The 21,006-nt window shown below is 66.2% G+C and carries 19 protein-coding genes; 14 read left to right on the top strand and 5 right to left on the bottom strand.

The window, feature by feature from the left end; genetic code table 11:
- Nucleotides 1-8 precede the first annotated feature (8 nt).
- Genes pcaD through E4P09_RS07920 form a run of 3 tightly spaced genes read left to right on the top strand, consistent with a single transcriptional unit; the run spans nt 9 to nt 3,208 of the window.
- Entirely contained in the window at nt 9-791 is a 783-nt protein-coding gene (gene pcaD, locus E4P09_RS07930; RefSeq protein WP_137388955.1) for a 3-oxoadipate enol-lactonase, read from the top strand.
- A 23-nt stretch (nt 792-814) separates the two neighbouring features.
- Nucleotides 815-1,576: an SDR family NAD(P)-dependent oxidoreductase gene (locus E4P09_RS07925; RefSeq protein ID WP_137388954.1), complete on the top strand. Its 762-nt coding sequence runs from the start codon at nt 815-817 to the stop codon at nt 1,574-1,576.
- A gap of 18 nt (nt 1,577-1,594) precedes the next feature.
- Complete coding sequence (locus E4P09_RS07920) at nt 1,595-3,208, top strand: GMC family oxidoreductase (RefSeq protein ID WP_137388953.1); 1,614 nt, start codon at nt 1,595-1,597, stop codon at nt 3,206-3,208.
- Nucleotides 3,209-3,213: 5 nt separating this feature from the next.
- Here the strand turns inward: E4P09_RS07920 and E4P09_RS07915 are convergent, their stop codons facing one another.
- Nucleotides 3,214-3,906, bottom strand: a complete 693-nt coding sequence (locus tag E4P09_RS07915; RefSeq protein WP_170984287.1) for a FadR/GntR family transcriptional regulator — start codon at nt 3,904-3,906, stop codon at nt 3,214-3,216.
- A 253-nt stretch (nt 3,907-4,159) separates the two neighbouring features.
- On the opposite strand from E4P09_RS07915, the gene E4P09_RS07910 reads away from it, so the two are divergent.
- The 10 genes from E4P09_RS07910 (at nt 4,160) to E4P09_RS07865 (ending at nt 15,720) form a co-directional block, all read left to right on the top strand.
- Nucleotides 4,160-5,341 carry a M24 family metallopeptidase gene (locus E4P09_RS07910; protein ID WP_137388951.1) on the top strand — a complete coding sequence of 394 codons (1,182 nt, stop codon included), beginning with the start codon at nt 4,160-4,162 and terminating at the stop codon, nt 5,339-5,341.
- Between the two features lie 18 nt (nt 5,342-5,359).
- Nucleotides 5,360-6,694, top strand: coding sequence for an NAD(P)/FAD-dependent oxidoreductase (locus tag E4P09_RS07905; protein WP_137388950.1), 1,335 nt, complete (start codon nt 5,360-5,362; stop codon nt 6,692-6,694).
- A gap of 144 nt (nt 6,695-6,838) precedes the next feature.
- On the top strand, nt 6,839-7,843 hold the full coding sequence (locus E4P09_RS07900; protein ID WP_239025055.1) for a dipeptidase: 1,005 nt from the start codon (nt 6,839-6,841) through the stop codon (nt 7,841-7,843).
- Nucleotides 7,844-7,931: 88 nt separating this feature from the next.
- Complete coding sequence (locus E4P09_RS07895) at nt 7,932-9,017, top strand: ABC transporter substrate-binding protein (RefSeq protein WP_170984322.1); 1,086 nt, start codon at nt 7,932-7,934, stop codon at nt 9,015-9,017.
- A complete protein-coding gene (locus E4P09_RS07890) occupies nt 9,002-9,973 on the top strand; it encodes an ABC transporter permease (protein ID WP_170984286.1) in 972 nt (323 codons plus the stop codon). The genes E4P09_RS07895 and E4P09_RS07890 overlap by 16 nt, the downstream gene beginning before the upstream one ends.
- Nucleotides 9,970-10,764: an ABC transporter permease gene (locus E4P09_RS07885; RefSeq protein ID WP_137388947.1), complete on the top strand. Its 795-nt coding sequence runs from the start codon at nt 9,970-9,972 to the stop codon at nt 10,762-10,764. Before E4P09_RS07890 ends, E4P09_RS07885 begins: the two co-directional genes overlap by 4 nt.
- Nucleotides 10,761-11,906 carry an ABC transporter ATP-binding protein gene (locus E4P09_RS07880; protein ID WP_239025054.1) on the top strand — a complete coding sequence of 382 codons (1,146 nt, stop codon included), beginning with the start codon at nt 10,761-10,763 and terminating at the stop codon, nt 11,904-11,906. Before E4P09_RS07885 ends, E4P09_RS07880 begins: the two co-directional genes overlap by 4 nt.
- Before the next feature lie 11 nt (nt 11,907-11,917).
- Nucleotides 11,918-13,603 carry a hypothetical protein gene (locus E4P09_RS07875; RefSeq protein WP_137388946.1) on the top strand — a complete coding sequence of 562 codons (1,686 nt, stop codon included), beginning with the start codon at nt 11,918-11,920 and terminating at the stop codon, nt 13,601-13,603.
- Nucleotides 13,587-14,246, top strand: coding sequence for a DUF3726 domain-containing protein (locus E4P09_RS07870; RefSeq protein WP_170984285.1), 660 nt, complete (start codon nt 13,587-13,589; stop codon nt 14,244-14,246). The genes E4P09_RS07875 and E4P09_RS07870 overlap by 17 nt, the downstream gene beginning before the upstream one ends.
- A gap of 46 nt (nt 14,247-14,292) precedes the next feature.
- A complete protein-coding gene (locus E4P09_RS07865) occupies nt 14,293-15,720 on the top strand; it encodes an aldehyde dehydrogenase family protein (RefSeq protein WP_137388944.1) in 1,428 nt (475 codons plus the stop codon).
- A gap of 21 nt (nt 15,721-15,741) precedes the next feature.
- On the opposite strand, the gene E4P09_RS07860 is transcribed toward E4P09_RS07865, so the two are convergent.
- A complete protein-coding gene (locus E4P09_RS07860) occupies nt 15,742-16,692 on the bottom strand; it encodes a LysR family transcriptional regulator (RefSeq protein WP_170984284.1) in 951 nt (316 codons plus the stop codon).
- Nucleotides 16,693-16,954: 262 nt separating this feature from the next.
- On the opposite strand from E4P09_RS07860, the gene E4P09_RS07855 reads away from it, so the two are divergent.
- Entirely contained in the window at nt 16,955-18,118 is a 1,164-nt protein-coding gene (locus E4P09_RS07855; RefSeq protein ID WP_137388942.1) for a M24 family metallopeptidase, read from the top strand.
- A gap of 7 nt (nt 18,119-18,125) precedes the next feature.
- Here E4P09_RS07855 and E4P09_RS07850 read toward each other — a convergent pair whose 3' ends face one another.
- Genes E4P09_RS07850 through E4P09_RS07840 form a run of 3 tightly spaced genes read right to left on the bottom strand, consistent with a single transcriptional unit; the run spans nt 18,126 to nt 20,941 of the window.
- The gene (locus E4P09_RS07850) at nt 18,126-18,965 is read right to left on the bottom strand and encodes an ABC transporter permease (RefSeq protein WP_137388941.1); all 840 of its coding nucleotides are present in this window, start codon (nt 18,963-18,965) and stop codon (nt 18,126-18,128) included.
- Between the two features lie 3 nt (nt 18,966-18,968).
- Entirely contained in the window at nt 18,969-19,841 is an 873-nt protein-coding gene (locus E4P09_RS07845) for an ABC transporter permease (protein ID WP_137388940.1), read from the bottom strand.
- Nucleotides 19,838-20,941 (bottom strand): ABC transporter ATP-binding protein, encoded by a 1,104-nt coding sequence (locus tag E4P09_RS07840; protein WP_137388939.1) that lies wholly within the window; start codon nt 20,939-20,941, stop codon nt 19,838-19,840. Before E4P09_RS07840 ends, E4P09_RS07845 begins: the two co-directional genes overlap by 4 nt.
- Nucleotides 20,942-21,006 lie beyond the last annotated feature (65 nt).

The raw sequence follows: 21,006 nt of genomic DNA, 5'->3' as shown, positions 1-21,006 counted from the left end.
CGGAATGCATGCAGGTCAAGGCGAATGGCATCACCTTCAATTGTCGCATCGATGGGCCCGAAGGGGCACCATGGCTGATCCTCAGCAACTCGCTCGCCACGGATCTCTCCATGTGGGACCCGCAGGCCGAAGCGCTCGGCCAGCAGTTTCGGGTGCTGCGCTATGACCAGCGCGGCCATGGCAAGACCGACGCGCCGGAAGGCCGCTACGATTTCGACCTGCTGATCGCAGACGTAGTGGCGCTGATGGACGAACTCGGCATCGCCCGCGCCCATGTCTGCGGCATCTCCATGGGCGGCGTCACGGCCATGGGGCTGGCGCAGCGCCATCCGGAGCGGCTGGACCGGGTGATCATCTGCGACACCCCTTGCATTTCCAATGCGGCCGCGGCCCAGCAATGGGAGGAGCGGATTGCCATCGCCAAGGCGCAGGGAATGGCGGGCCTCGTCGATTCGACACTCGCGCGCTGGTACCCGCCGGAGGCGATCGCCGCCAATCCGCCGCAGCTGCAGAAGGTCCGCCAGATGATCCTGGCGACGCCGGTCAACGGCTTCATTGGCTGCGCGGCCGCCCTCGCCCAGCATGATTTCCGCGCTCAGGCCGGCAGTGTGCCGCACCCGGTGCTGCTTATCGTGGGCGAGAAGGACGGGGTCGTGCCCGAGGCCATGCGCCCGATGCAGTCGGAGCTCAGGAACGCCCGCTTCATCACGCTGCCAGGCGCCGGGCACATTTCCAATCTCGATCAGCCGGACATGTTCTCCGACGCGGTGCGGAGTTTTCTGTCCGGCTGAGGTGTAGGGAGCAAGGGACGGCCATGGGAAAGCTCGACGGCAGGGTAGCGCTGGTCACCGGCGGCCAACGCGGACTGGGCGCCGCCATCGTGCGGGAGCTGGCGGCGGAAGGGGCGATCTCGGTGGTCAATTATCCCTGGCCGCTCGAGGCGGAAGCGGCGGAGGGCCTGGTGAGGGAGCTCAAGGCGGCTGGCCGCGAGGCGGTGGCCATGCAGGCCGATGTCACCAAGACCGACGAGGTGGCGGCTCTGGTAGCCGGCATTCGCGACCGGTTCGGCCGCCTCGACATCCTGGTCAACAATGCCGGGCTCAATCCGCTGAAGACCTGGGAAGAGCTCGACCGCGAGACCTGGGACGCCACCATCAGCGTCAACCTCACCGGCGTCTTCAATTGCTGCAAGGCGGCGCTCGATGTCATGACGGCCCAGAACAAGGGCAACATCATCAACATCGCCTCGGTTGCCGCCTTCATCGGCCGGGGCAACGCCGACTATATCGCCAGCAAGGCGGCGCTGCTCGGGCTCACCCGCAGCCTGGCCCGGCAATATGGGAAATACGGCATCCGCAGCAATGCGATCTCGCCGGGCTTCCACAACACCGAAATGACCCAGCGCGCCCGCCAGACCAGCGCCGAGACCGCGGATGAGTTCATCAAGATGGTACCGCTCGGCTTCCTCGCCGAAGCGGACAGCATCGGCAAGGCGGCGCTGTTCCTCGCCTCCGACGACTCCTTCTACATCACCGGCCATAACCTGGTCGTCGACGGCGGCTTGACGCTCCGCTGAGGACGGGTAGGCGGCGCCATGGCGGAGTTCGACTACGTCATCGTCGGCGCCGGTTCGGCCGGATGCACGCTCGCCAACCGCTTGTCGGAGGACGGCGAGCGGGTGCTGTTGCTGGAGGCGGGCGGGTGGGATTACGACCCGTGGATCCACATCCCCCTCGGCTGGCCGCGGCTGCTGCTCAACCGCAAGCACGACTGGATGTATTTCTCGGAGCCCGAGCCGGCCATGGGCGGGCGCCCCATCGAATGCGCGCGCGGCAAGGTGATCGGCGGCTCGTCGTCCATCAGCGCCATGGCCTATGTGCGCGGCCACCGCGCCGACTACGACCGATGGGCAGACTCGGGGCTTCCCGAATGGTCCTACGCCCACGTGCTCCCCTATTTCCGCCGCCAGGAAACCTGGGAGGGCGGCGCAAACCGCTATCGCGGCGGCGATGGCCCGCTGTCGACCCGGTTCAGCCGCTATGACGATCCCCTGTGCGATGCCTTCGCGGCGGCGGGGCAGGAGATGGGGCAGCCGTGGACGGAGGATTATAACGGGGCCGAGCAGGAAGGGTTCGGCCGCTGGCAATCGACCATCCGCAAGGGCCGCCGCTGCAGCGCGGCGGTGGCCTATCTGCGGCCCACCCTGTCGCGCCCCAATCTGCGCGTGGTCACCCGGGCTTTGGCCACCCGCATCGTGATCGAAGGCGGGCGGGCGAAGGGCATCGAATATGTGTGTCGCGGCCGCAAGCAGATGGCTCGTGCAGAGCGCGAGGTGATCCTGTGCGGAGGCGTAATCAACACGCCGCATTTGCTGATGCTGTCGGGCATCGGCGATCCCGACATGCTGCGCGGCGTCGGCATCGAGGTCGTGGCGCCGCTGCGCGGCGTCGGCCGAAACCTGCAGGACCACATGTCCGCTCCCGCCATTTTCGTGCGGCGGGAGCCGGGGCCGCTGCACCATGCCATGCGGTGCGACCGGATCGGGCGCGAGCTGGCCAACTGCTATTTCCGCGGCAAGGGGATCGCCACGGATCTGCCGGCCGGGGGCATGGCCTTCCTCAAAAGCCGGTATGCGCACGACATACCGGACGTGCAGATCATCTTCATCGCCGGGCCGATGACCGCACGGCCGTACCTGTTCCGCGGATTCACCGACGGCTTCGCCATCCGCGCCGCGCTGCTGCGGCCCGAGAGCCGCGGCCGGCTGCAGCTTGCATCAGCCGATCCCAGAGTGCCGGTGCGCATCGTGCAGAACTTCCTGGCCACCGATCAGGATTGGCGGGTGATGCGCACGGGCGTGCAGCTGGCGGAGGAGATCGGCCGGCAGCGGTCGCTCCAGCCTTTCATCGCCTGCCAGGCCGGTCCGCCACGCGATCGCGTGGATGACGGCGCCCTCGACGAGCATATCCGCGCGACCGGAATCACCGTCCACCACCCTGTCGGCACCTGCAAGATGGGCCCTGCTACCGATGACCTGGCCGTGGTGGATGGCGCCTTGCGGGTGTTCGGCATCGAGGCCTTGCGGGTGGTGGATGCCTCGGTCATGCCAGACTTGATCGGCGGCAATACCAATGCCGCCGTCATCATGATCGCGGAGAAGGCCGCGGACATGATCAGGGGCCGGCCGGCCCTCGTGGACGCGGTGTAGCGCGCTCAGACATCGCCAAGCGCGATGCTCGTCCGGCTGCGCACGCCGGTCAGGTGATCGCGCAGCCGGCTGCGCGCGACGACCAGATCGCGATGGATCAGGGCTTCCGCGATCTCCTCGTGCTCGCTCTGATAGCCCGCCCACTTTTCCGGCGTGTAGCTGCGCTCCTTGAGCTTCATCCACGCCTGTTCCCCGCGGACCGACGAGACGCGCCGGCCGAGCTGCCGAAACAGTCGGTTGTTGGTGGCCTCATAGAGCAGCTCGTGGAAGCGGCGATCGGCCTGTTCCGCCTCCTGCCAACTCGAGGCGCCGCGGCCGGAGGCGACGCAGGCTTGCAGCTCGGCAAGCTGGGTGTCGGCCGCATGCAAGACGATCAGCTCGATCAGGGTGGGCTCGACCGCCGCACGGAAGGCCATGAGCTCGCCAGGCGACACCGCCTCCTCGCCCAAGCTGTTGCCCGCCTGCTCTCGGGCGGCGGCCATGGCGGTGACATAGGTTCCGCGGCCCACATGGCGCGACAGCAGCCCCGCACGCTCCAGCTCGCCAAGCACTTCCCGCACGGTCGAGCGCGACAGCCCGCTTGCCTCCGCAAGGTCCCGCTCATTGGGCAGGCGGTCTCCCGGACGCAGGCGCCCCTGCTGCAGCAGCTGCCGCAGCTGGCTCATCAAGTCACCACGATTGAGCACCGGCGTGATCATGGCAGCCGCCGAGCTTCCCTCCATAGTGAATTTATAAGCGCGCTCACCAGCTCTTTCTTCTTCCATACCAATCAGTCCAATTTGGTCCTATGCATAGTGCCGGAAAATTGCGCTTTACTCAAGCTGTCTGACGTGCTTCGATCAAAGAGGCTGAACCAAGGCAGAGAAAAGGTCTTATTGGTCCGGCCAGGCGATCACCCGCGCGCCCGACCTGGCGCTGCCGTCACGCCATTGCCGAGCAGGGAGGAACAGGATGTCCAAAGCCAAGCCCAGCATTCCGGCCGAAGAGTTCCCTGAGCGTCGCCGGCGGCTGACCGAGCGGGCGAAGGACGCCGGCCTGGACGGACTCCTCGTCTGCTCCCGCGGCGGCGGTACCGTCGACCGCTATGCAGACGTGATGTACCTCACCAATTTCTACACCTCCTTTCCCTACACCCCTGATCATGAGGGCGCTTGGAGCGGCAGGGCCCATACCTTCCTGGTGCTGCCCTGTGGCGGCAGGCCACGGCTCATCACCGACATCCCCGACGACGGCTCGATCCGGCTCCACGACGGCGAGGTCATCTATACCGACCTCGTCATCGAGGCCGCCATGCAGGCGTTGAAGGATGCCGGCCTGGACAGGGGGAAGGTGGGGCTCGTCGGCGAGGACGTTCTGCCGACCAGCTATTTCCGCAGGATCACGGCGGCGCTGCCGGGCATGAGCGTGTCGAGCGCCGACCACCTCATTGCCGGCCTGCGCGCGGTGAAATCGGCTGCCGAGATCGAGATGCTCCGCCATGCCTCCCGGCTGGGCTCGCGCATGATGGACGCCATGATGGCGGCGGTCGCGCCGGGCGTTACCCACGGCGAGATCGTGGCGGCCGGCTTGCAGACCATCGTTCCCGAGGGCGGCATTCTCTACAACTCCTTCATGGCCTCCGGCCGCGGCGGCGAAAACCCCAAGGTGGTGCGCCGCAGCTTTCCCACCTGGGGCGCGCCGGACCGGCTGGAGGCCGGCGACTGGATCCGCTTCGGCATCTCCGGCGTCTATGGCGGCTATGTCTTCGATCTCGCCCGCGCGCGCTCGGTCGGCCCGGCAACCAAGACGCAGGTCGAGCTGTTCGAAGCGGCTATCGGCTGCATCGAGGCCGGCATCGCGGCGGTGAAACCCGGCGCCACTGCCGGCGATCTCGCCCAGGCCGGCCTGGGCCGGCAGCAGGCACTCGGCTTCGAGCTCAAAAGCGTGTTCTCGGGGCTCGGTCATGGGGTCGGGCTCGGCTGGGACTCCCCGTGGCTGACCATCGGCGAACCAACGCCCATCGTGCCGGGCATGGTGCTGTGCTTCGAGCGCACCTTGTCTCGCGACGGCTATCTCGGCGACTTCGAGGAGACGGTGGTGGTGACCGATGACGGCGCCGAGCTCATCACCGATGCGGTGAAGCGTTACTGGTAGCGCCCGGGACGGAATGCGATGGCCGCGGCATGGCAGGCACAGTCGGTGAACGGGTCGGAGGGCGAAGCCACGGTCGACAGCCTATGGGCCGCGTCGGCTGCCACTCCGCCGCTCGCCACGGTACCGCTTGCCGGTGAAGTTTCTGCGGATGTCGCCGTTATCGGCGGCGGCTTTACCGGCCTGTCGGCAGCCCTGCACCTGGCCGAGGCCGGCCGCAAGGTCGTCGTGCTCGAAGCCGAAACCATCGGCTTCGGTGCCAGCGGCCGTAATGGCGGGCAGGTCAATCCCGGTCTCAAGCTCGATGAAGCCGCCCTTCAGCTGAAATTCGGGAACGACGCGGGCAGTGCCTTTTACAGGCTTGGGCAGGAGGCGCCGGATTTCCTGGCTGCGCTCATCGCGCGCCTCGGACTGAACTGCCGCTTTGCCCGTAACGGACTGGTCCGGCTCGCCCACAATCGGCGGGCGCTCCACGCCATGCAGGCGGCGACCGACCAGCTGGAGCGTAGCGGCATAGCCGTCGAGCGGCTGCCCGATCGCGAGGCCGTGTTCCGGCGCGTCGGCACCCGTGCCTATATCGGCGGCACCATAGATCCGCGTGGCGGCCGCGTGCATCCGCTCGATCTCGCCCGCGAATTGGCACGGGCGGCGCAAAAGGCGGGCGCCACGGTGCATTCACACAGCCGCGTCACCGCGCTTACGGAGCGAAATGGCGGTTGGCGGGTGGAGACGGCCGGCGGTGCCGTGCAGGCCCGCGAGGTGGTAGTGGCCACCAACGGCTATACGGATGGACTGATCCCGGGCCTCGCCGAATCCCTGCTGCCGGTGAACAGTTTCCAGATCGCTACAGCCCCAATTCCGGATGCGCTCAATGCCGAGATCCTGCCGGGATATCACACCGTCTATGACAGCCGCAGGCTGATCCTTTATTTCCGCAAGACCTGGGAGAACCGGGTGGTGATCGGGGGTCGCGCTTCCTTCACCTCCGAACGTGGCATAGGGGGCGCTCGGGCGGACTATTCCGTGCTGGAGCAGGTGCTCACCGGCATCTTCCCGCAGCTTGCCGGCGTGCCGATCGTGCACCGCTGGACCGGCCTCGTCTGCATCACCTTCGACTATCTGCCCCATTATCACCGCCCGGCGCCCGGTCTGCACGTGCTGCTGGGCTTCAACGGGCGCGGCGTCGCGCTGTCCAACCGGGCCGGCGCATGGCTCGCGCGCACCATGACGGGCCAGCCGGACAGCGGCGCCATACCCGTAACCCCAATTCGGCCGATCCCCTTCCATGGGCTTCGCCAGCCGGTGCTGAACCTGGCGATGCAGTGGAACCGCGTGCTCGATCTCGTCGGGAGGTGAATTTCAGAAAAACTGAAAGAGCATTAAAAATTACGCGATTGATTTAATCGGCATGCGCGTCACCATGGCTCCCGCTCGCTCTCACAAGGGTAGCCGGGGCGGCAAGCTCAGCATGGTTCGAACGGCCGAGGTACGGAGAAGGCGATGTTGCTTATCGACGGGTTGAATTGCAGCAAGTTTGACAGGGCAGTCTTCGAAGAACTGCGCGACGGCCGGATGAGCTGCATCACGACCTGCCTCGGCTTCTGGGAAGACACGATGGAATCGCTCGATGCGCTGGGCCGCTTCCGCGATCTCGTCCGAGCCAATTCCGACCTGGTGGCGATCGCCCGCACCGCCGCCGAGATCGAGGCGATCGTCGCATCCGGCCGCTGCGCCCTGCTCGTCGGCTACCAGAACACCACACCGCTCAGCGGCCGCATCCGCTATGCCGAGCTGTTCGCCGACATGGGCGTGCGCGTCATGCAGCTCACCTACAACAACCAGAACGAATATGGCGGCAGCTGCTATGAACCGAACGACAGCGGCATCAGCCGGTTCGGCCGTGAGATGGTGGCCGAGCTGAACCGCGTGGGCATCCTCATCGACTTGTCCCATGTGGGCGAGCGCACCTGCCGCGACGTGATCGCGGTTTCCGAAAAGCCGGTGGCGGTCACCCACGCCAACCCGTCGGATCTCATCCCCCACGTGCGCAACAAATCGAACGTGCTGATCAAGGAGCTCGCGGCGAAGGGCGGGGTGATCGGGCTCGCCACCTATGCCAATATCTGTGGCGATTACACGGAAAGCGCCGAGAAATGGTCGGAAATCGCCGCTTACGCCGCGGATGTGGCCGGCACCGACCACATCGCCATCGGCACCGACCACGGCCGCAACATCGGCATGCCGGAGCTTGAATGGATGCGCATGGGCCGCTGGTCGCGCATCCCCAATTACGGTGCCGGCTCGGCGGCCAGGCCCGGCAAGGTGCCGGAGCCGAGCTGGCTCAAGACGATGCGCACCTTCGGGGTCATTGCCGATGCGCTCCGCAAGCGTGGCTTCTCCGAGGCGGAGACGGCCGCGATCATGGGGGGCAATTGGCTGCGGCTCTACAGACAGGTGTTCGACGAGGTGGTGGAAGCCACGCCGGCTGCCGTTCGGGCTGCGTGATCAGCCGGCTCCATGACGGTGCGGCGTCTGGCCATTCGGGAACATGGCCGGCGCTGCCCCGCACAACGATGAAATGGGGAGTAAAACCATGACAAACGGAGTGAACACCAAAACCCGCGTCTCGCGTCGCCACTTCCTCCTCGGCGCCGCGGGCGCGGGCGTTGCCGCGGCCGGGATCGGCCTTCCCGCGATCAGACCATCGCGCGCGCAAGCGGGCCGGGTGGTCTATGCGACCTGGGGCGGTTCGTGGGAGGCCGCCATCAAGAAGGCGTGGTTCGCGCCCTTCACCAAGGCCACCGGCATCGAGGTGGTCGCCGTTCAGGACAACACCTATGGCAAGTTCCAGTCCATGGTGGAGAGCGGCTCCACGGAGTGGGACGTGGTCGAGACCAATCCGGACTTCCAGTATATCGGTGCCGAACGCGGCCTGCTCGAGCCGCTGGACTTCTCCATCATCGACAAGTCGAAGATCATGTCCGGCGACGGCTTCGTCACGGAATATTCCGTGCCGCAGGTGCTGTGGTCGAGGCTCATGGCCTATAACACCAAGGCGCTCAACAACAAGGTGCCGGAGGACTATAAGGCGCTCTTCGACCTGGAAGGGTTCCCCGGCAAGCGCGCCTTCTATACCAACCCGAATTCGGGCGCCCTGGAAGCGGCACTGCTGGCCGACGGCGTCGCGCCCGACAAGCTTTACCCCTTGGATATCGACCGCGCGCTGGACAAGTGGAGCGAGATCCGCGACCACATCATCTTCTACGAGACCAATGCCCAGGCCCAGCAATATATCTCCGATGGCCAGGCGGCACTGTCCATGATGCCCGATGGCCGCGCGCTCGCTGCGGTGAAGGACGGCTCGCCCGTGGCGATCCAATACAACCAGAGCATTTTGACCTGGTCGTCCATGGTGGTGCCCAAGGGCGCCAAGAACCGAGAGAACGCCATGAAGTTCCTGGCCTTTGCTTTGTCGCCGGAAGGCCAGGCGGCCATCGCCAACGAATATACCTACGGGCCGGTGGTTCCGGACGCCTTCAAGTTCATTTCGCCTGAGCGGGCCAAGATCCTGTCCGGCGGGCCGCAGCAGCAGGGCAAGTACATCATGGCCAACGAGAAATGGTGGGCCGAAAACCTGGAGAAGGCGAGCGAGCGCTTGACGGAATGGCGACTGATGTAAGCCCACTGCGGCAGGACCGGGCGCATATGCCAGCCCGGCCCGAGCGCGCAGCCCTGCCGGATGCGGCCGCCACGGCGGCCGGCCGCGTCCGGCACGTGCCGATCGGAGTTCCCGACATGGCCGTGCTGATCCGTCGCCATGCACCCACCCTGCTGCTCATGCCCGCCCTCCTCCTGCTGGTCGGGCTGTTCGTGGTCCCGGTGCTGCGGCTCGTCGGCCTGAGCTTTGAGGGAAGCAGCGGCGCGTTTGACCACTACATGCGGATCGTCGACCGGCCGGTCTATCTGCAGGTCCTGCAGCGCACCTTCCTCACCAGCGCGGCAACGGCCGTGCTCTGCGCGCTGATTGGCTATCCCGTGGCCTATAGGCTGGCGACGGGCTCCAACCGGACTAGGCTTCTGCTGCTCGCGCTGATCCTCATCCCGTTCTGGACCAACCTGCTGGTCCTCTGCTACGGCTGGCTCATCGTGCTCAACCCGCAAGGGGCGCTGAATGCCCTGCTGCTCAAGCTCGGCCTCGTCAGCACGCCTATCCCGATGAGCGGCAATATCGTCGGCGTGCTCGTCGGCATGGTGCAGACCATGCTGCCCTATGCGATCCTGCCGGTGGCCGCCAACATGGCGCGCATCGACGAGCGCGTGCTCATGGCGGCGCGCAGCCTCGGGGCCCCGCCGCTGCAGGTGTTCCTGCGGGCCTATCTGCCCATGACCTTGCCGGGAGTGATCGCCGGTGCCCTGCTCGTCTTCATCATGAGCATCGGCTTCTTCGTCATTCCGGCCATTCTCGGCGGCACCCGCGACATCTTCATCGCCCAGCTCATCGAGATGAACATCAACCGGATCATGAACTGGGGCTTTGCCGCGGCGCTCTCCACCATCGTGCTGGTGGCGACGCTGGTGCTCTATGCGGTCGGCGTGCGCTGGTTCCGGCTCGGCACGGTCTGGGGGCAGTCATGACGCCGCGCCGCCCCCTGCAGATTGTCATCACCGTTCTGGTGGTGCTGGTCATGATCATGATGGTGCTGCCGAACATCATCATCATCCCAGCCTCGTTTGGCGGCGAGGATTACATCATCTTCCCGCCGCGCTCGCTGAGCACCAAGTGGTACGAGGCCTTCATCAGCCTGCCGAACTGGCGGCATGCGACGGTGAACAGCTTCCTGGTGGCGAGCTGCTCGGCGATTTCCGCCACGGTGATCGGCACGCTGGCCGGGCTCGGCCTCGTGCGGCTCGCGCCTCGCATGCGCAGCTTGGTGATGAGCGTGTTTCTGCTGCCCACCATCGTGCCCACCATCATCACCGCCGTCGCGCTCTACGGCCTCCTGGCGGGCACCGGCTTGCGCGAGGGCATTTTCGGCGTCGTCGTGGGCCACACGATCATCGCTCTGCCCTTCGTGGTGATCAATGTGGTCGCCGCCCTGCAGCGCATGGACATGCGGCTGGAGCACAGCGCGCGCAGCCTCGGGGCATCGCCCTGGCGCGCCTTTTACCACGTGACCCTGCCGATCATCTGGCCCGGCGTGGCGGCCGGAGCGCTGTTCGCCTTCCTCACCTCGTTCAGCGAGATCGTGCTGTCGCTGTTCCTCACCACCGGCTCCAGCACCACGCTGCCGGTGCAGATGTGGAGCGGCATCCGCTTCGAGATCAACCCGATCGTCGCGGCAGCCTCCAGCCTCTTCGTGGTCCTGTCCTGCATCATGCTGCTGCTGATCGGCATGTTGCGCCGGAAGGGAGAAACAACCGCATGAGCAGCAAAATGGCACTCGTCTCGTCCGGGGCTCCTGCCTCGCTCGCCACCGCTGCCGACCGGCCGGCAAGCGGCACTGCCGCACGAGTTGCGAGTAACGCGCCGGGCACCACCCGCCTCGGGTCGGAAATCGAGGTGCGCGGCCTTTCCAAGCGCTATGGCGACACCATGGCGGTGGACGACATATCCTTCACCGTCAGCGCTGGCGAATTCCTCACCCTGCTGGGCGCCAGCGGCTCGGGCAAGTCCACCACGCTGATGATGATTGCCGGCTTCGTCGAGCCGACGGCCGGCACCATCCTGCTCGGCGGACGCGACATTGCCCCGCTGCCACCGGAGAAGCGCAATCTCGGCGTGGTCTTCCAGAACTACGCCCTGTTCCCGCACATGAACGTGTTCGACAACATCGCCTTTCCGCTGAAGATGCGGCACGTGGGACGTGCCGAGATCGAACGGAAGGTTTCGAAGGTGCTGGAGCTGGTCGAGCTGGGCGACCGGCGCAGCCACAGGGTGTCGCAACTGTCCGGTGGCCAGCAGCAACGGGTGGCGCTCGCCCGCGCGCTGGTGTTCGAGCCGCCGGTGCTGCTGATGGACGAGCCCATGGGCGCGCTCGACCGGCGCCTGCGCGAGCAGCTTCAGCGTGAGGTCATGCGCATTCAGCGCAGCCTCGGCCTCACCGTCATCTCGGTGACCCATGACCAGGAAGAGGCGCTGCTCATGTCGGACCGTATCGCCATCATGGCCGATGGCGCCATCCAGCAGATCGACAGTCCGCAGGCGATCTACCGCTCGCCGCGCAATCCGTTCGTAGCGGCGTTCCTGGGCGACAGCAACTTCCTGCGCGTCTGCACTGCCGACCTCAAGCCGGTGGCCGAAGACAAGCCGGATGGCGCAAGCCTGCGCAAGGCAATGATCCGCCCGGAGGACATCCACATCGTCAAGCCGGGCACCGCCACGGACATCATGCTGGCCGGCAGCATCCGCTCGATCGAATTCCCGGGCGGCGCCCTGCGTGTTGCGGTGGCGACCGACGCCGGCCTGTTCGAAGCACGGCTCCACCATAGCGAGGTGGAAGGCCTTGGTGTGGGTGATGCGGTCACCATCGGCTGGCGGTGCGACGACATGGTGCTGTTCGACGCTTGAGCGGGGAAGCCATGGCACAGCGCCTCGAGACAGAAGGCCAGCGGACGAAAACGCCCTTGCGCAGTCCAGACCTGGTGATGCGGCTGGAGCGCCTCGGCTCCATGCACATCTCCCGCCTGAGCTTCACCCGTACTCTCGTGCGCCGCGCGCGCCAGAACCGTTGGCGCGTGAACCGCGTCGTATGGGACATGGATGAATCCGGCTATGGCCGGGCCGTCTATGCCGTCCGCATCGGAGAACACGACTACAGCCTGGTCGCCTTCTCCCAATATCTCCCGCCGGAGATGCGCATCGACCGGGTCATCGCCCAGGCCTGGGACACCTGTTACGTGCTCTATGACGGCATTCCCGACGAGGCCGAGCTCGAGCGGCTGAAGCAGTGCGTGCCCTACCAGGAAGCGCGGCGCTATACGGAGCGCGAGCTGGTGCTGGCCCGGGCCAACAAGAGCGAGCGGCTGTTCGACCTGGTGCTGGAGGCGCTGGCCGCCGGCCGCCAGCCGGAGGAAGCCGCGATCCGCGAGATTGGCTACCTCCTGCGCACCAGCGCCGTCTATGGCAACGGCAAGTTCGGCATCGCCGATTGGCAGGTGGTATCCAGCCGGCCCGAATTCTCAGGTCCCTTCGTGGCCGAGATGCTGACCGTGTGGCTGATCCGCGCCTTCACGGTGGATCTCGTCGAGCACTGCGCCAGAATGATCGCGCCGGACACGGCGGTGCGGCTCGACCCGAAGCTGAGGCGCCAGCTCGGCATCGGCAATTCCACCGGGCTCGGCATGGCGCCCTTCCTGGTCCGCCATCCCAACCTGCTGCATCGTTGGATCTCGGCGCGGGAAACAGCGCTTGCCCGGGTGCGCGACATCGACCGGCTCGACCCAGCGGCCTTGCACCATTTCAAGACGGCCCTTGCCACCGCAACCGAGGAATACAGCTGGTGGCGCACCGATGACGAGGTGCAGGCGGCGCGCACCGCCCGTCTGCGGCAAGACCTCGCCTTGGTGCGTAGCTGGACGGAGGCGCTGACTGCCGGCACCGAGCGGCCATGGGATGTGCTTTACCGCCGCGGCGAAGCGGCGCTGAGTCTCGAGGGCCAGGAATGCCTGGTGTCGCTGCTGATCGAGCCCCACGGTGCGCTGGTCGACGATCTATCTGCCGCCATGGCCAACCACGAGGAGGAGCTCGGCCGCATCGATGGCGCCATGCGCTGCGAGGTGCTGGCGCGCATCCTGGACGAGCAATATGCCTGGGCTCTGACCATCGATTTCGACCACCCGGACGCCACCGCCCGGTTCTGGTATACCTCCCAGGAGAAGCTGGAACCGCGGCTCGGCTGGCGCGGTGACGATGAAGGCGACGAGCTGGAGCTGCCGCTTGGCTTTGCCCGCGAGGTGGCACGCCTGAAACAGGAGCTGTCACAGCGATCGGCGGACGAGCGCGTGAGCTGCCTGGCGCTCGACCGGCCCGAGTTCCGCCATGTCATCCGCCGGGTGCAGAACGCCCCCGCCCACCCCTATGGCGAGATCCGTGACAATGTTCTCGGCGCCGACCTCAGGCCGCTCGACCTGATGCGCTGCAAGCTCTCCTTCCTGGGCGGCGCCTTTTTCGACCCTCGCTCGAACCTGAGCCTGCGCATCCGGCTGTTCCAGGGTGCGCCTTTTCCCGATGAGCTGCATGAGACCATTGATGACGGAACCTGGTAGCCAAGGCGCTACGCCCCTGGCCCGCCCGCCCGGCATGATCGACCTCTCCATGAACGAGGTCGAGATGACTGCCTATAAGGCGGCGCGCGGGGCGGGGCTGCCTTGGGGCATCGCGGAAGATGTGGGCCGCGCGGCCCGCTGGCTCGCCCGCACCGGGTTCGACTGGTCCACCGCGCTGCTGTCGGTGCTGGCCACCACGGGTATGAGTGAGCCGGCGACCTCCCCGTTTCTGCTCGGCACCGCGGTCGCCGACCAGATCAATGGCGGCGAAGACGTCGGTCGGGTGATCAGCCGGCCAAACGTGCTGCGGCCGGTCTGGCTCGTGCCTCTCATTACCGTGGCGACGGGAGGCTCGATGCCGGTGAGGATCGTGATCGGCGCCGAGCTGGTGGCAATCAACAGGGAGAAGGTCTGGGCCACCGCGCCGATCGACCGCGTCGCGCCCATCGCATCGGCCTATGTGCTCATTCAGGCGGGCCTGCCGGAACTCAGCGCGCTGCCTCACCACTGGGACCCGCAACATACCCGCAGCCTGATCTCGGCAGAGAACCACACGCAGCTGGAGGCGCTGGTCTACCGCACCTACGTGCCCACCAGCGAGAAGTCCCGTCTGCGCGGCGCCGGCGGCCGGCCGGGCGGCTAGCCCCTGTGCGGGCGCCAGCCTGGCACCCGATTCGAGAGGAAATTCCATGAAGCACGCCCTGAAGTTCTATATCGATGGCGCCTGGGTCGACCCGCTCTCCACCGCGCGGATTGCGGTGACCAATCCCGCGACCGAAGAGGCCTTCGCCGAGGTCGCCGCCGGAACCGCCGCTGACGTGGACCGGGCGGTTGCGGCGGCCAAGGCGGCCTTTCCCACCTTCTCCGCGACCACGAAGGATGAACGCCTCAAGCTGCTGCAGCGCATTCTCGACTGCTACATGGACCGCCGAGAGGAGGTCGCCGAGGCGCTTACCCGCGAGATGGGGGCCCCAAAACGGTTTGCGCTGGAAGCCCAGGCGCAGACGGGGGTGAACCACCTTCGCCACACGATGTTAGCCCTGGAAAGCTTCGCCTTCGAGCGGCCGCAAGGCACGACCCTGATCGTGCGCGAGCCAATCGGCGTGGTCGGCCTGATCACACCCTGGAACTGGCCGATCAACCAGCTGGTGCTGAAGGTGGCGCCGGCGCTGGCCACGGGCTGCACCATGGTGGTCAAGCCCAGCGAGATCGCCCCTTTCGGCGCCATGATCTTCGCCGACGTGCTGCACGAGGCGGGCGTGCCCAAGGGCGTGTTCAATCTGGTGAACGGCGATGGGCCGACCGTCGGCCACGCCATCTCCGCTCACCCCGATGTGGCCATGGTGTCGATCACCGGCTCGACCCGGGCCGGCGCGGCGGTGGCCAAGGCCGCGGCCGATACCATCAAGCGCGTCGCTCAGGAGCTAGGCGGCAAGACGGCGAATATCCTGCTGGAGAGCGCCGACCTGGAGCCGGCGGTCACCCGCGGCGTGCAAAACTGCTTCCGCAACACGGGCCAGTCCTGTACCTCGCCGGCGCGTATGCTGGTGCCGGCGGATGCCGTGGAGCAGGTGGAAGCCATTGCCAAGCGCGCGGCCGAGGCGATGCGGGTGGGTGATCCCACCCGGGATGACGTCGACCTCGGGCCGGCCATCAGCAAGGCGCAGTTCGACAAGATCCAGCACTATATCGAGCGGGGCATCGCCGAGGGCGCCAAGCTGGTGACCGGAGGTCCCGGCCGACCGGAGGGCCTGAACCGCGGCTATTATGTGCGCCCCACCGTCTTCTCCAATGTGCGCCGGGACATGACCATCGCTCGCGACGAGATCTTCGGCCCGGTGCTGGCGATCATGCCCTATCGCGACCTGGACGAGGCGGTGCAGATTGCCAACGACACGGTCTATGGCCTCTCCGCGAATGTGCAGGGCGATCGCGAAACCGCGGTGAAGGTGGCAGCGCGCCTGCGCTCCGGCCAGGTGCTGATCAACTATCCGCCTTATGACTCCATGGCGCCCTTCGGCGGCTATGGCCAGTCGGGCAATGGCCGCGAGCAGGGCGTCTATGGCCTCGAGGAATACCTGGAAACCAAGGCGGTGGTCGGCGCACTGGTTGCCTGAAGGCGGCCGCCAGACGGCTGGTCAGGCCGGGAGATACTGCGTCGGCTCCTTGGCCGAGAGCAGTTCGTAATCATAGATGCCGGCCTGCTCCTGGATGACCTCGTACACGGCATTGGCAAAATGCCGTGTGCCCGGCAGCTGGCGCCTGTCTTTCTTCGACAGCAGGCCGACGACCCGGAACGCGGTCGGATCCTCCACCGGCAGGAAGCGCAGGCCCTCGGCCCCCTGCACCCGGCACAGGCGCGGCAGAACGCTCACCCCCAGCCCTTGCCGCAGTGCGGCAAGCAGGGCGAACACGCTGCCGATCCACATCACCGCACGCTCGGTGATCTCCAGGAGCTCCGGCGTCCGGATGACCGCGAAGCTGTCGTTGAAGATGAACGGCCTATCCCTGATGGCCGACCACGACAACGGCGTCTTCTCCTTCGTCAGCGGATCGTTCTCGGCGCAAACGATGTCGAAGGCATCGCGGAACAGCGGCTCGAAGCTGATTTCGTCCGGCCGCGGGAGGTGGGCCGCGAATGCAATGTCCACCACACCGTCGAGCAAAGCATCGGCCGAAAACTTGGATTCCATCTGCCGCACATGGACGCCGAACTCGGGCAGGGTCTGCTGCACCCGCCGGATGGCCGCCGGCAGGAAGGCGATGGACACCGACGTCACGCTCGCCACGTCGCAGCGGCCGATCTGGTTACGCGCATAGGACTGCATGGTGGCGCAGGAGGTGGCGAAGTGGTGCAGCAGCTCGCGCGCTTCATCTAGCACCAGCCGGCCGAAGGGCGTGAGATGCGCCTTGCGCTCGGCCTGGAACAGCGGGGCGCCCAGGCTCTCCTCGAGGGCCTTGAGCGTCATGGAAATGGCCGACGGCGTGCGGCCCAGCTTCTCCGCTGCCGCTTTGATGCCGCCCCCTTCCGCCACCGCGACGAAGACGCGAAAGGCCTTCAGGTCAGGCAAGTTCCGGCTCTCCAGCATGGCCGTTTCCCGAGCAGTTGGACAGGTGCCTTGCCTAGAGCGCTTCCGCGCTTCGTCGAATCGCGGAAGCACCCTAGGTTTTTGCCTGGTCGCATCTTCTTCACGCGAACCGGTATCCACTTCGCTCGAAAATGCTCCAGCAGAGTTTACCGCCCGGTGTCTTCCGCCGTCCAGCATGTCACCGCCGCGGAAATGCCCGCGCTATTGCGCAATACCCAAACTTTCCGGATGATGCTCGGAAGTGTGTGCGGGGAGTGCAGCCATGCGGGCGAAATATGCGAGTTTCACGGAACAGGAGCACCGGGCGCGGCTGGCCGAAGCGCGGCGGCTGCTGAAGGAGCAAGGCATCGGCCATTGCATCAGCATGGCGCCGGAGTCGCTTTATTACTACGGCGGTTATGACTCCTGGGTCAGTGTGAACAGTCCGCAGGCACTCATCTTCTCCGCCGACGAGGATGAGCCGACCATCATCCTGCGCGATACGGACCTCTCCCTTGCCTATGAGAGCTCGTGGGTGGAGGACGTTCGCTGCTACCGGCTGATGTTCGACGACATTCCGGCAATCTTCGCAGCGATCGCGCGCGAGAAGGGCCTGCGCGACGGCAAGGTGGCGATCGAGATCCAGTCCTATGCCGTGCCGCACGCCCTGGGCCTGGCGCTCGCCCGGGCGCTTGCGCCGGCACAGATCGTGGACGCGACCGTGCTGATGGGCATGCCGCGGCTGATCAAGTCGCCCGCGGAGATGGCCTATCTGCGCCGGGCCAGCCGCTATGCGCAAGCCGGGCTCGACGCGGCGCGGCAGGCGCTGAAGCCCGGCATCACCGAGATCGCCCTGGCGGATGCAATCGAACATGCCATGCGGTCGGCCGGCAGCGATTACTGGTCGATTCCCACGGAGCTCGCCAGCGGCGATCGCACGGCCGGCGGCCACGCCACGGCGCGCAACCGCGTGATCGAGCGGGGCGACCTCGTGCATCTGGAATTCGCCGGCGTCGAGGCCCGCTATCACGCCACCGCAATCCACACCCTGGCCGCGGGCGAGCCGAGCCGGCGCGCTCGCGAGGTTTACGAGATCGGCCGCCACTCGCTTGCTGCCGGCATCGCTGCCATTCGCCCCGGCGCCAATGTCACCGATATCGAGGAAGCCTCCCTCGAGCCGGTTCGCGCCGCTGGCCTCGAACAGGCGGCGGTGATGCGCTTCGGCTACGGCATCGGCATCGCCTACCCGCCCATCTGGCTCGAGCCGCTGCAGATCAGCCGCGGCTCGAACCAGACCATGCGTGAGGGCATGGTCTTCGTGCTGCACGCCTATCTGCAGCTGGTGGACGAGCAGCTGGGCATCATTCAGGGCGGCACCTATGCACTCACCGAAAACGGCGTCGAGATGCTGATCGGCGGCGGCGACGTGCCGCTCGATGTCGTCTGATACGCGATCAGGCCTCGGGGGCCGTGACCGGCGCCAGCGCTGCGGCCCTTTGCGGCTTCTGCCGCAGCTGGGCGATGAGAATGAGGGCGGCTGTCAGCAGCGTCACCAGGATGAGAATGGTCGAGATCGCGGCGATGGTCGGGCTGACCTGATCGCGCAGGGACGTGAACATCTTGCGGGTGAGCGTGGATGAGGGTCCGCGCGAGACGAACAGAGCGATCACCACTTCGTCGAAAGACGTGATGAAGGCGAACAAGGCCGCCGAGATGACCGACGGCCGGATCTGCGGCAGCGTCACCGTCAGGAACGCCTTGAGGCGCGAGGCGCCCAGCGAGCGCGCGACCAGCTCCTGCGCCATGTCGTAGCGCTGGAAGCCCGCCCCCACCACCACGAACACGAAAGGCAGCGCCAGCACGCTATGGGCCAGGACCAGCCCGGTCAGCGTGTTGATGAGCGCCAGCCGCGCATAGAGATAGAACACGCCGATGGCGATGATGATCACCGGAACGATCAGCGGCACGATCAGCAGCGGCCGTACGCTCTTGGCCAGGCGCGATTCCGAGACATGCAGTCCGTAGGCGGCGGCCACGCCCAGCGGTGTTGCCAGCAAGACGGTCAGCGTTGCGGCCTTCAGGGAAACCCAGGTCGCGCTCATCCACTCGGGGCTGGAGAAGAAGGTGCGGTACCAGCGCAAGGAGAATTCGGAGGGCGGAAATTCCAGGAATTCGCCCGGCGAGAACGAGATGGGGATGACGATCGCGATCGGCGCCAAAAGGAAGATGCTCACGGCGATGCCATAGGCGTATAGCCATAGGCGCTGACGGTGAGTGATGGTCGGATCATCCATCCGTCAGGGCCTTCTCAACAGCCGCTCGACCGGCAGGATCTTCTGCAGCAGCTTGAAAATGAGAAGCGTCGCGACCAGGAGCACGACGCCCAGTGCCGAGGCCGCGCCCCAGTCCGAATAGACGGTGGCGTTCTCCAGGATCTTCATGGACACGAGATTGACCCGGCCGCCACCCAGGATCTGCGGCGTGATGTAGAAGCCGAGGCAATAGATGAACACCAGCAGCGAGCCGGCGATGAGGCCAGGCAGGGTCAGCGGCGCGAAGATGGTGAAGAAGGCGTGCCGGCGCGTGGCGCCTAGGCTGACGGCGGCCCTGACCAGCGTCGGGTCGACGGAGGTCATGGCGGCATAGAGCGGCAGCACCATGAAGGGCAGCATGATGTGCACCATGCCGATGACCACGCCGGTGGTGTTATAAACCAGCCCCAGCGGCTCCCCCACGAGGCCGAGCTTCAGGAGAAGCGTGTTGACGAGCCCGCGGCGCTGCAGCAGCACCAGCCAGGAATAGGTCCTGACCAGGGTCGACGTCCAGAACGGCAGCAACACCACGAACAGGCCGAGAATGGCGAGTGTCCGCGGCAGCTGCGACAGGAGATAGGCAAAAGGATAGCCCAGTGCGGCGGTGAGCAGCGTGACAACGAGGCTGATCAGGAACGTGGTTTGGAAGATCGTGAGATAGGCGGTGTTCTCATACAGCCTGATGTAATTGACCAGCGACAGGCCGTCCGGCCCCGAGAAGGACAGCCAGAACAGCCATCCCACCGGGATCAGCAGAATGATGGTGACCAGCAGCACCGAGGGCAGCGACAAGGCCAACAGCCGCAGCCGCTCCCCCCGGTCTTCGGCCTCCAGTTCTTCTGCCGGGTGCACCATCATTGCGCGGCGAGCCCGGGCACGATCAGTGTGTCATTCACATGCAGCCCGATCTCGATCGGCTCGCCCTTGGCGGGCAGCCCTTCGAGTGTCGTCTGGTCGGTCGGCTGGCGCAGGAAGACCACCTCGCCCCGCTCCAGCTCGATCGAGAGCAGCAGGCTGTCGCCCTGATAGACGATCTCGTTCACCACGCCGGCGAACCGGTTCCACTGCTCGTCGTCATTGCCATTGAGGATGCGCAGCTTCTCCGGCCGCAGCACCAGGAAGGCCTGCCGCCCGGAAAACGCACGGCCGTGGCTGCGCACGGGATGGCCGTTGAGGGTGCAGCGGCCGCCGTTACCCTCCAAGGCAAGCACCGTAGCATCACCGATGAAATCGGCAACGAAGCTGCTCGCCGGATTCTCGTAAAGCGTGCGGGGGTCGGCGACCTGCTCGAACCGCCCGTGATTGATCACGGCAATGCGGTCGGACATGGTGAGGGCCTCGCGCTGATCATGGGTCACATAGATCGTGGTCACCCCCAGCTTGTCGTGCAGCCGGCGGATCTCGATCTGCATGTGCTCACGCAGTTTCTTGTCGAGTGCGGACAGGGGCTCATCCATGAGCAGCACGTCGGGCTCGAACACCACCGCCCGGGCCAGCGCCACCCGCTGGCGCTGGCCGCCCGACAGCTGGTCGATAGTGCGGTCGCCGAAGCCTTCCAGCTTGACCAGCGACAGGGCCCAGTCGACCCGCTCGGCAACCTGTGCCTTTGACAGGCCGCGAAGCTTCAGGGGATAGGCGACATTGGCGGCCACGGTCATGTGCGGGAACAGCGCATAGTTCTGGAAGACCACGCCGATATTGCGCTTGTGCGGCTCGAGCTTGGTCACGTCGCGGCTGCCGAAGCAAAGCAGGCCGGAGGTGGGTCGGATGAAGCCGGCGATCACCATCAGCAGGGTGGACTTGCCCGAGCCCGAAGGCCCGAGCAGGGTCAGAAATTCGCCGGCGGCGACATCGAGGCTGACGCCATCGAGCGCCCTATAGTCTCCATATTGCTTGACCAGGGACCTGATGCTGATGTCCAGCCCCGTGCGCGACGCCGAACCTTCACGAACCGTCATTGCACCCCTGTCACGCTCCCATGCCGAAAAGCCGAAGCCGGCGCGGGGGGCACCAGCATCGGCTC

The sequence above is a fragment of the Rhodoligotrophos defluvii genome (genome assembly GCF_005281615.1).
Taxonomy (GTDB): domain Bacteria; phylum Pseudomonadota; class Alphaproteobacteria; order Rhizobiales; family Im1; genus Rhodoligotrophos; species Rhodoligotrophos defluvii.
Note: the sequence above shows the minus strand (reverse complement) of the source record. Positions and strands in the feature narration are given on the sequence as shown.

Bases quoted from the DNA above. Each gene is read 5' to 3' on its own strand.
- E4P09_RS07875 (WP_137388946.1), top strand. From the start codon at position 11,918: ATGGCACAGCGCCTCGAGACAGAAGGCCAGCGGACGAAAACGCCCTTG.
- E4P09_RS07845 (WP_137388940.1), bottom strand. From the start codon at position 19,841: ATGATGGTGCACCCGGCAGAAGAACTGGAGGCCGAAGACCGGGGGGAG.
- E4P09_RS07860 (WP_170984284.1), bottom strand. From the start codon at position 16,692: ATGCTGGAGAGCCGGAACTTGCCTGACCTGAAGGCCTTTCGCGTCTTC.
- E4P09_RS07885 (WP_137388947.1), top strand. From the start codon at position 9,970: ATGACGCCGCGCCGCCCCCTGCAGATTGTCATCACCGTTCTGGTGGTG.
- E4P09_RS07890 (WP_170984286.1), top strand. From the start codon at position 9,002: ATGGCGACTGATGTAAGCCCACTGCGGCAGGACCGGGCGCATATGCCA.
- E4P09_RS07915 (WP_170984287.1), bottom strand. From the start codon at position 3,906: ATGATCACGCCGGTGCTCAATCGTGGTGACTTGATGAGCCAGCTGCGG.
- E4P09_RS07840 (WP_137388939.1), bottom strand. From the start codon at position 20,941: ATGACGGTTCGTGAAGGTTCGGCGTCGCGCACGGGGCTGGACATCAGC.
- E4P09_RS07880 (WP_239025054.1), top strand. From the start codon at position 10,761: ATGAGCAGCAAAATGGCACTCGTCTCGTCCGGGGCTCCTGCCTCGCTC.
- E4P09_RS07870 (WP_170984285.1), top strand. From the start codon at position 13,587: ATGACGGAACCTGGTAGCCAAGGCGCTACGCCCCTGGCCCGCCCGCCC.
- E4P09_RS07910 (WP_137388951.1), top strand. From the start codon at position 4,160: ATGTCCAAAGCCAAGCCCAGCATTCCGGCCGAAGAGTTCCCTGAGCGT.
- E4P09_RS07900 (WP_239025055.1), top strand. From the start codon at position 6,839: ATGTTGCTTATCGACGGGTTGAATTGCAGCAAGTTTGACAGGGCAGTC.
- E4P09_RS07925 (WP_137388954.1), top strand. From the start codon at position 815: ATGGGAAAGCTCGACGGCAGGGTAGCGCTGGTCACCGGCGGCCAACGC.
- E4P09_RS07865 (WP_137388944.1), top strand. From the start codon at position 14,293: ATGAAGCACGCCCTGAAGTTCTATATCGATGGCGCCTGGGTCGACCCG.
- pcaD (WP_137388955.1), top strand. From the start codon at position 9: ATGCAGGTCAAGGCGAATGGCATCACCTTCAATTGTCGCATCGATGGG.
- E4P09_RS07850 (WP_137388941.1), bottom strand. From the start codon at position 18,965: ATGGATGATCCGACCATCACTCACCGTCAGCGCCTATGGCTATACGCC.
- E4P09_RS07920 (WP_137388953.1), top strand. From the start codon at position 1,595: ATGGCGGAGTTCGACTACGTCATCGTCGGCGCCGGTTCGGCCGGATGC.
- E4P09_RS07905 (WP_137388950.1), top strand. From the start codon at position 5,360: ATGGCCGCGGCATGGCAGGCACAGTCGGTGAACGGGTCGGAGGGCGAA.
- E4P09_RS07855 (WP_137388942.1), top strand. From the start codon at position 16,955: ATGCGGGCGAAATATGCGAGTTTCACGGAACAGGAGCACCGGGCGCGG.
- E4P09_RS07895 (WP_170984322.1), top strand. From the start codon at position 7,932: ATGACAAACGGAGTGAACACCAAAACCCGCGTCTCGCGTCGCCACTTC.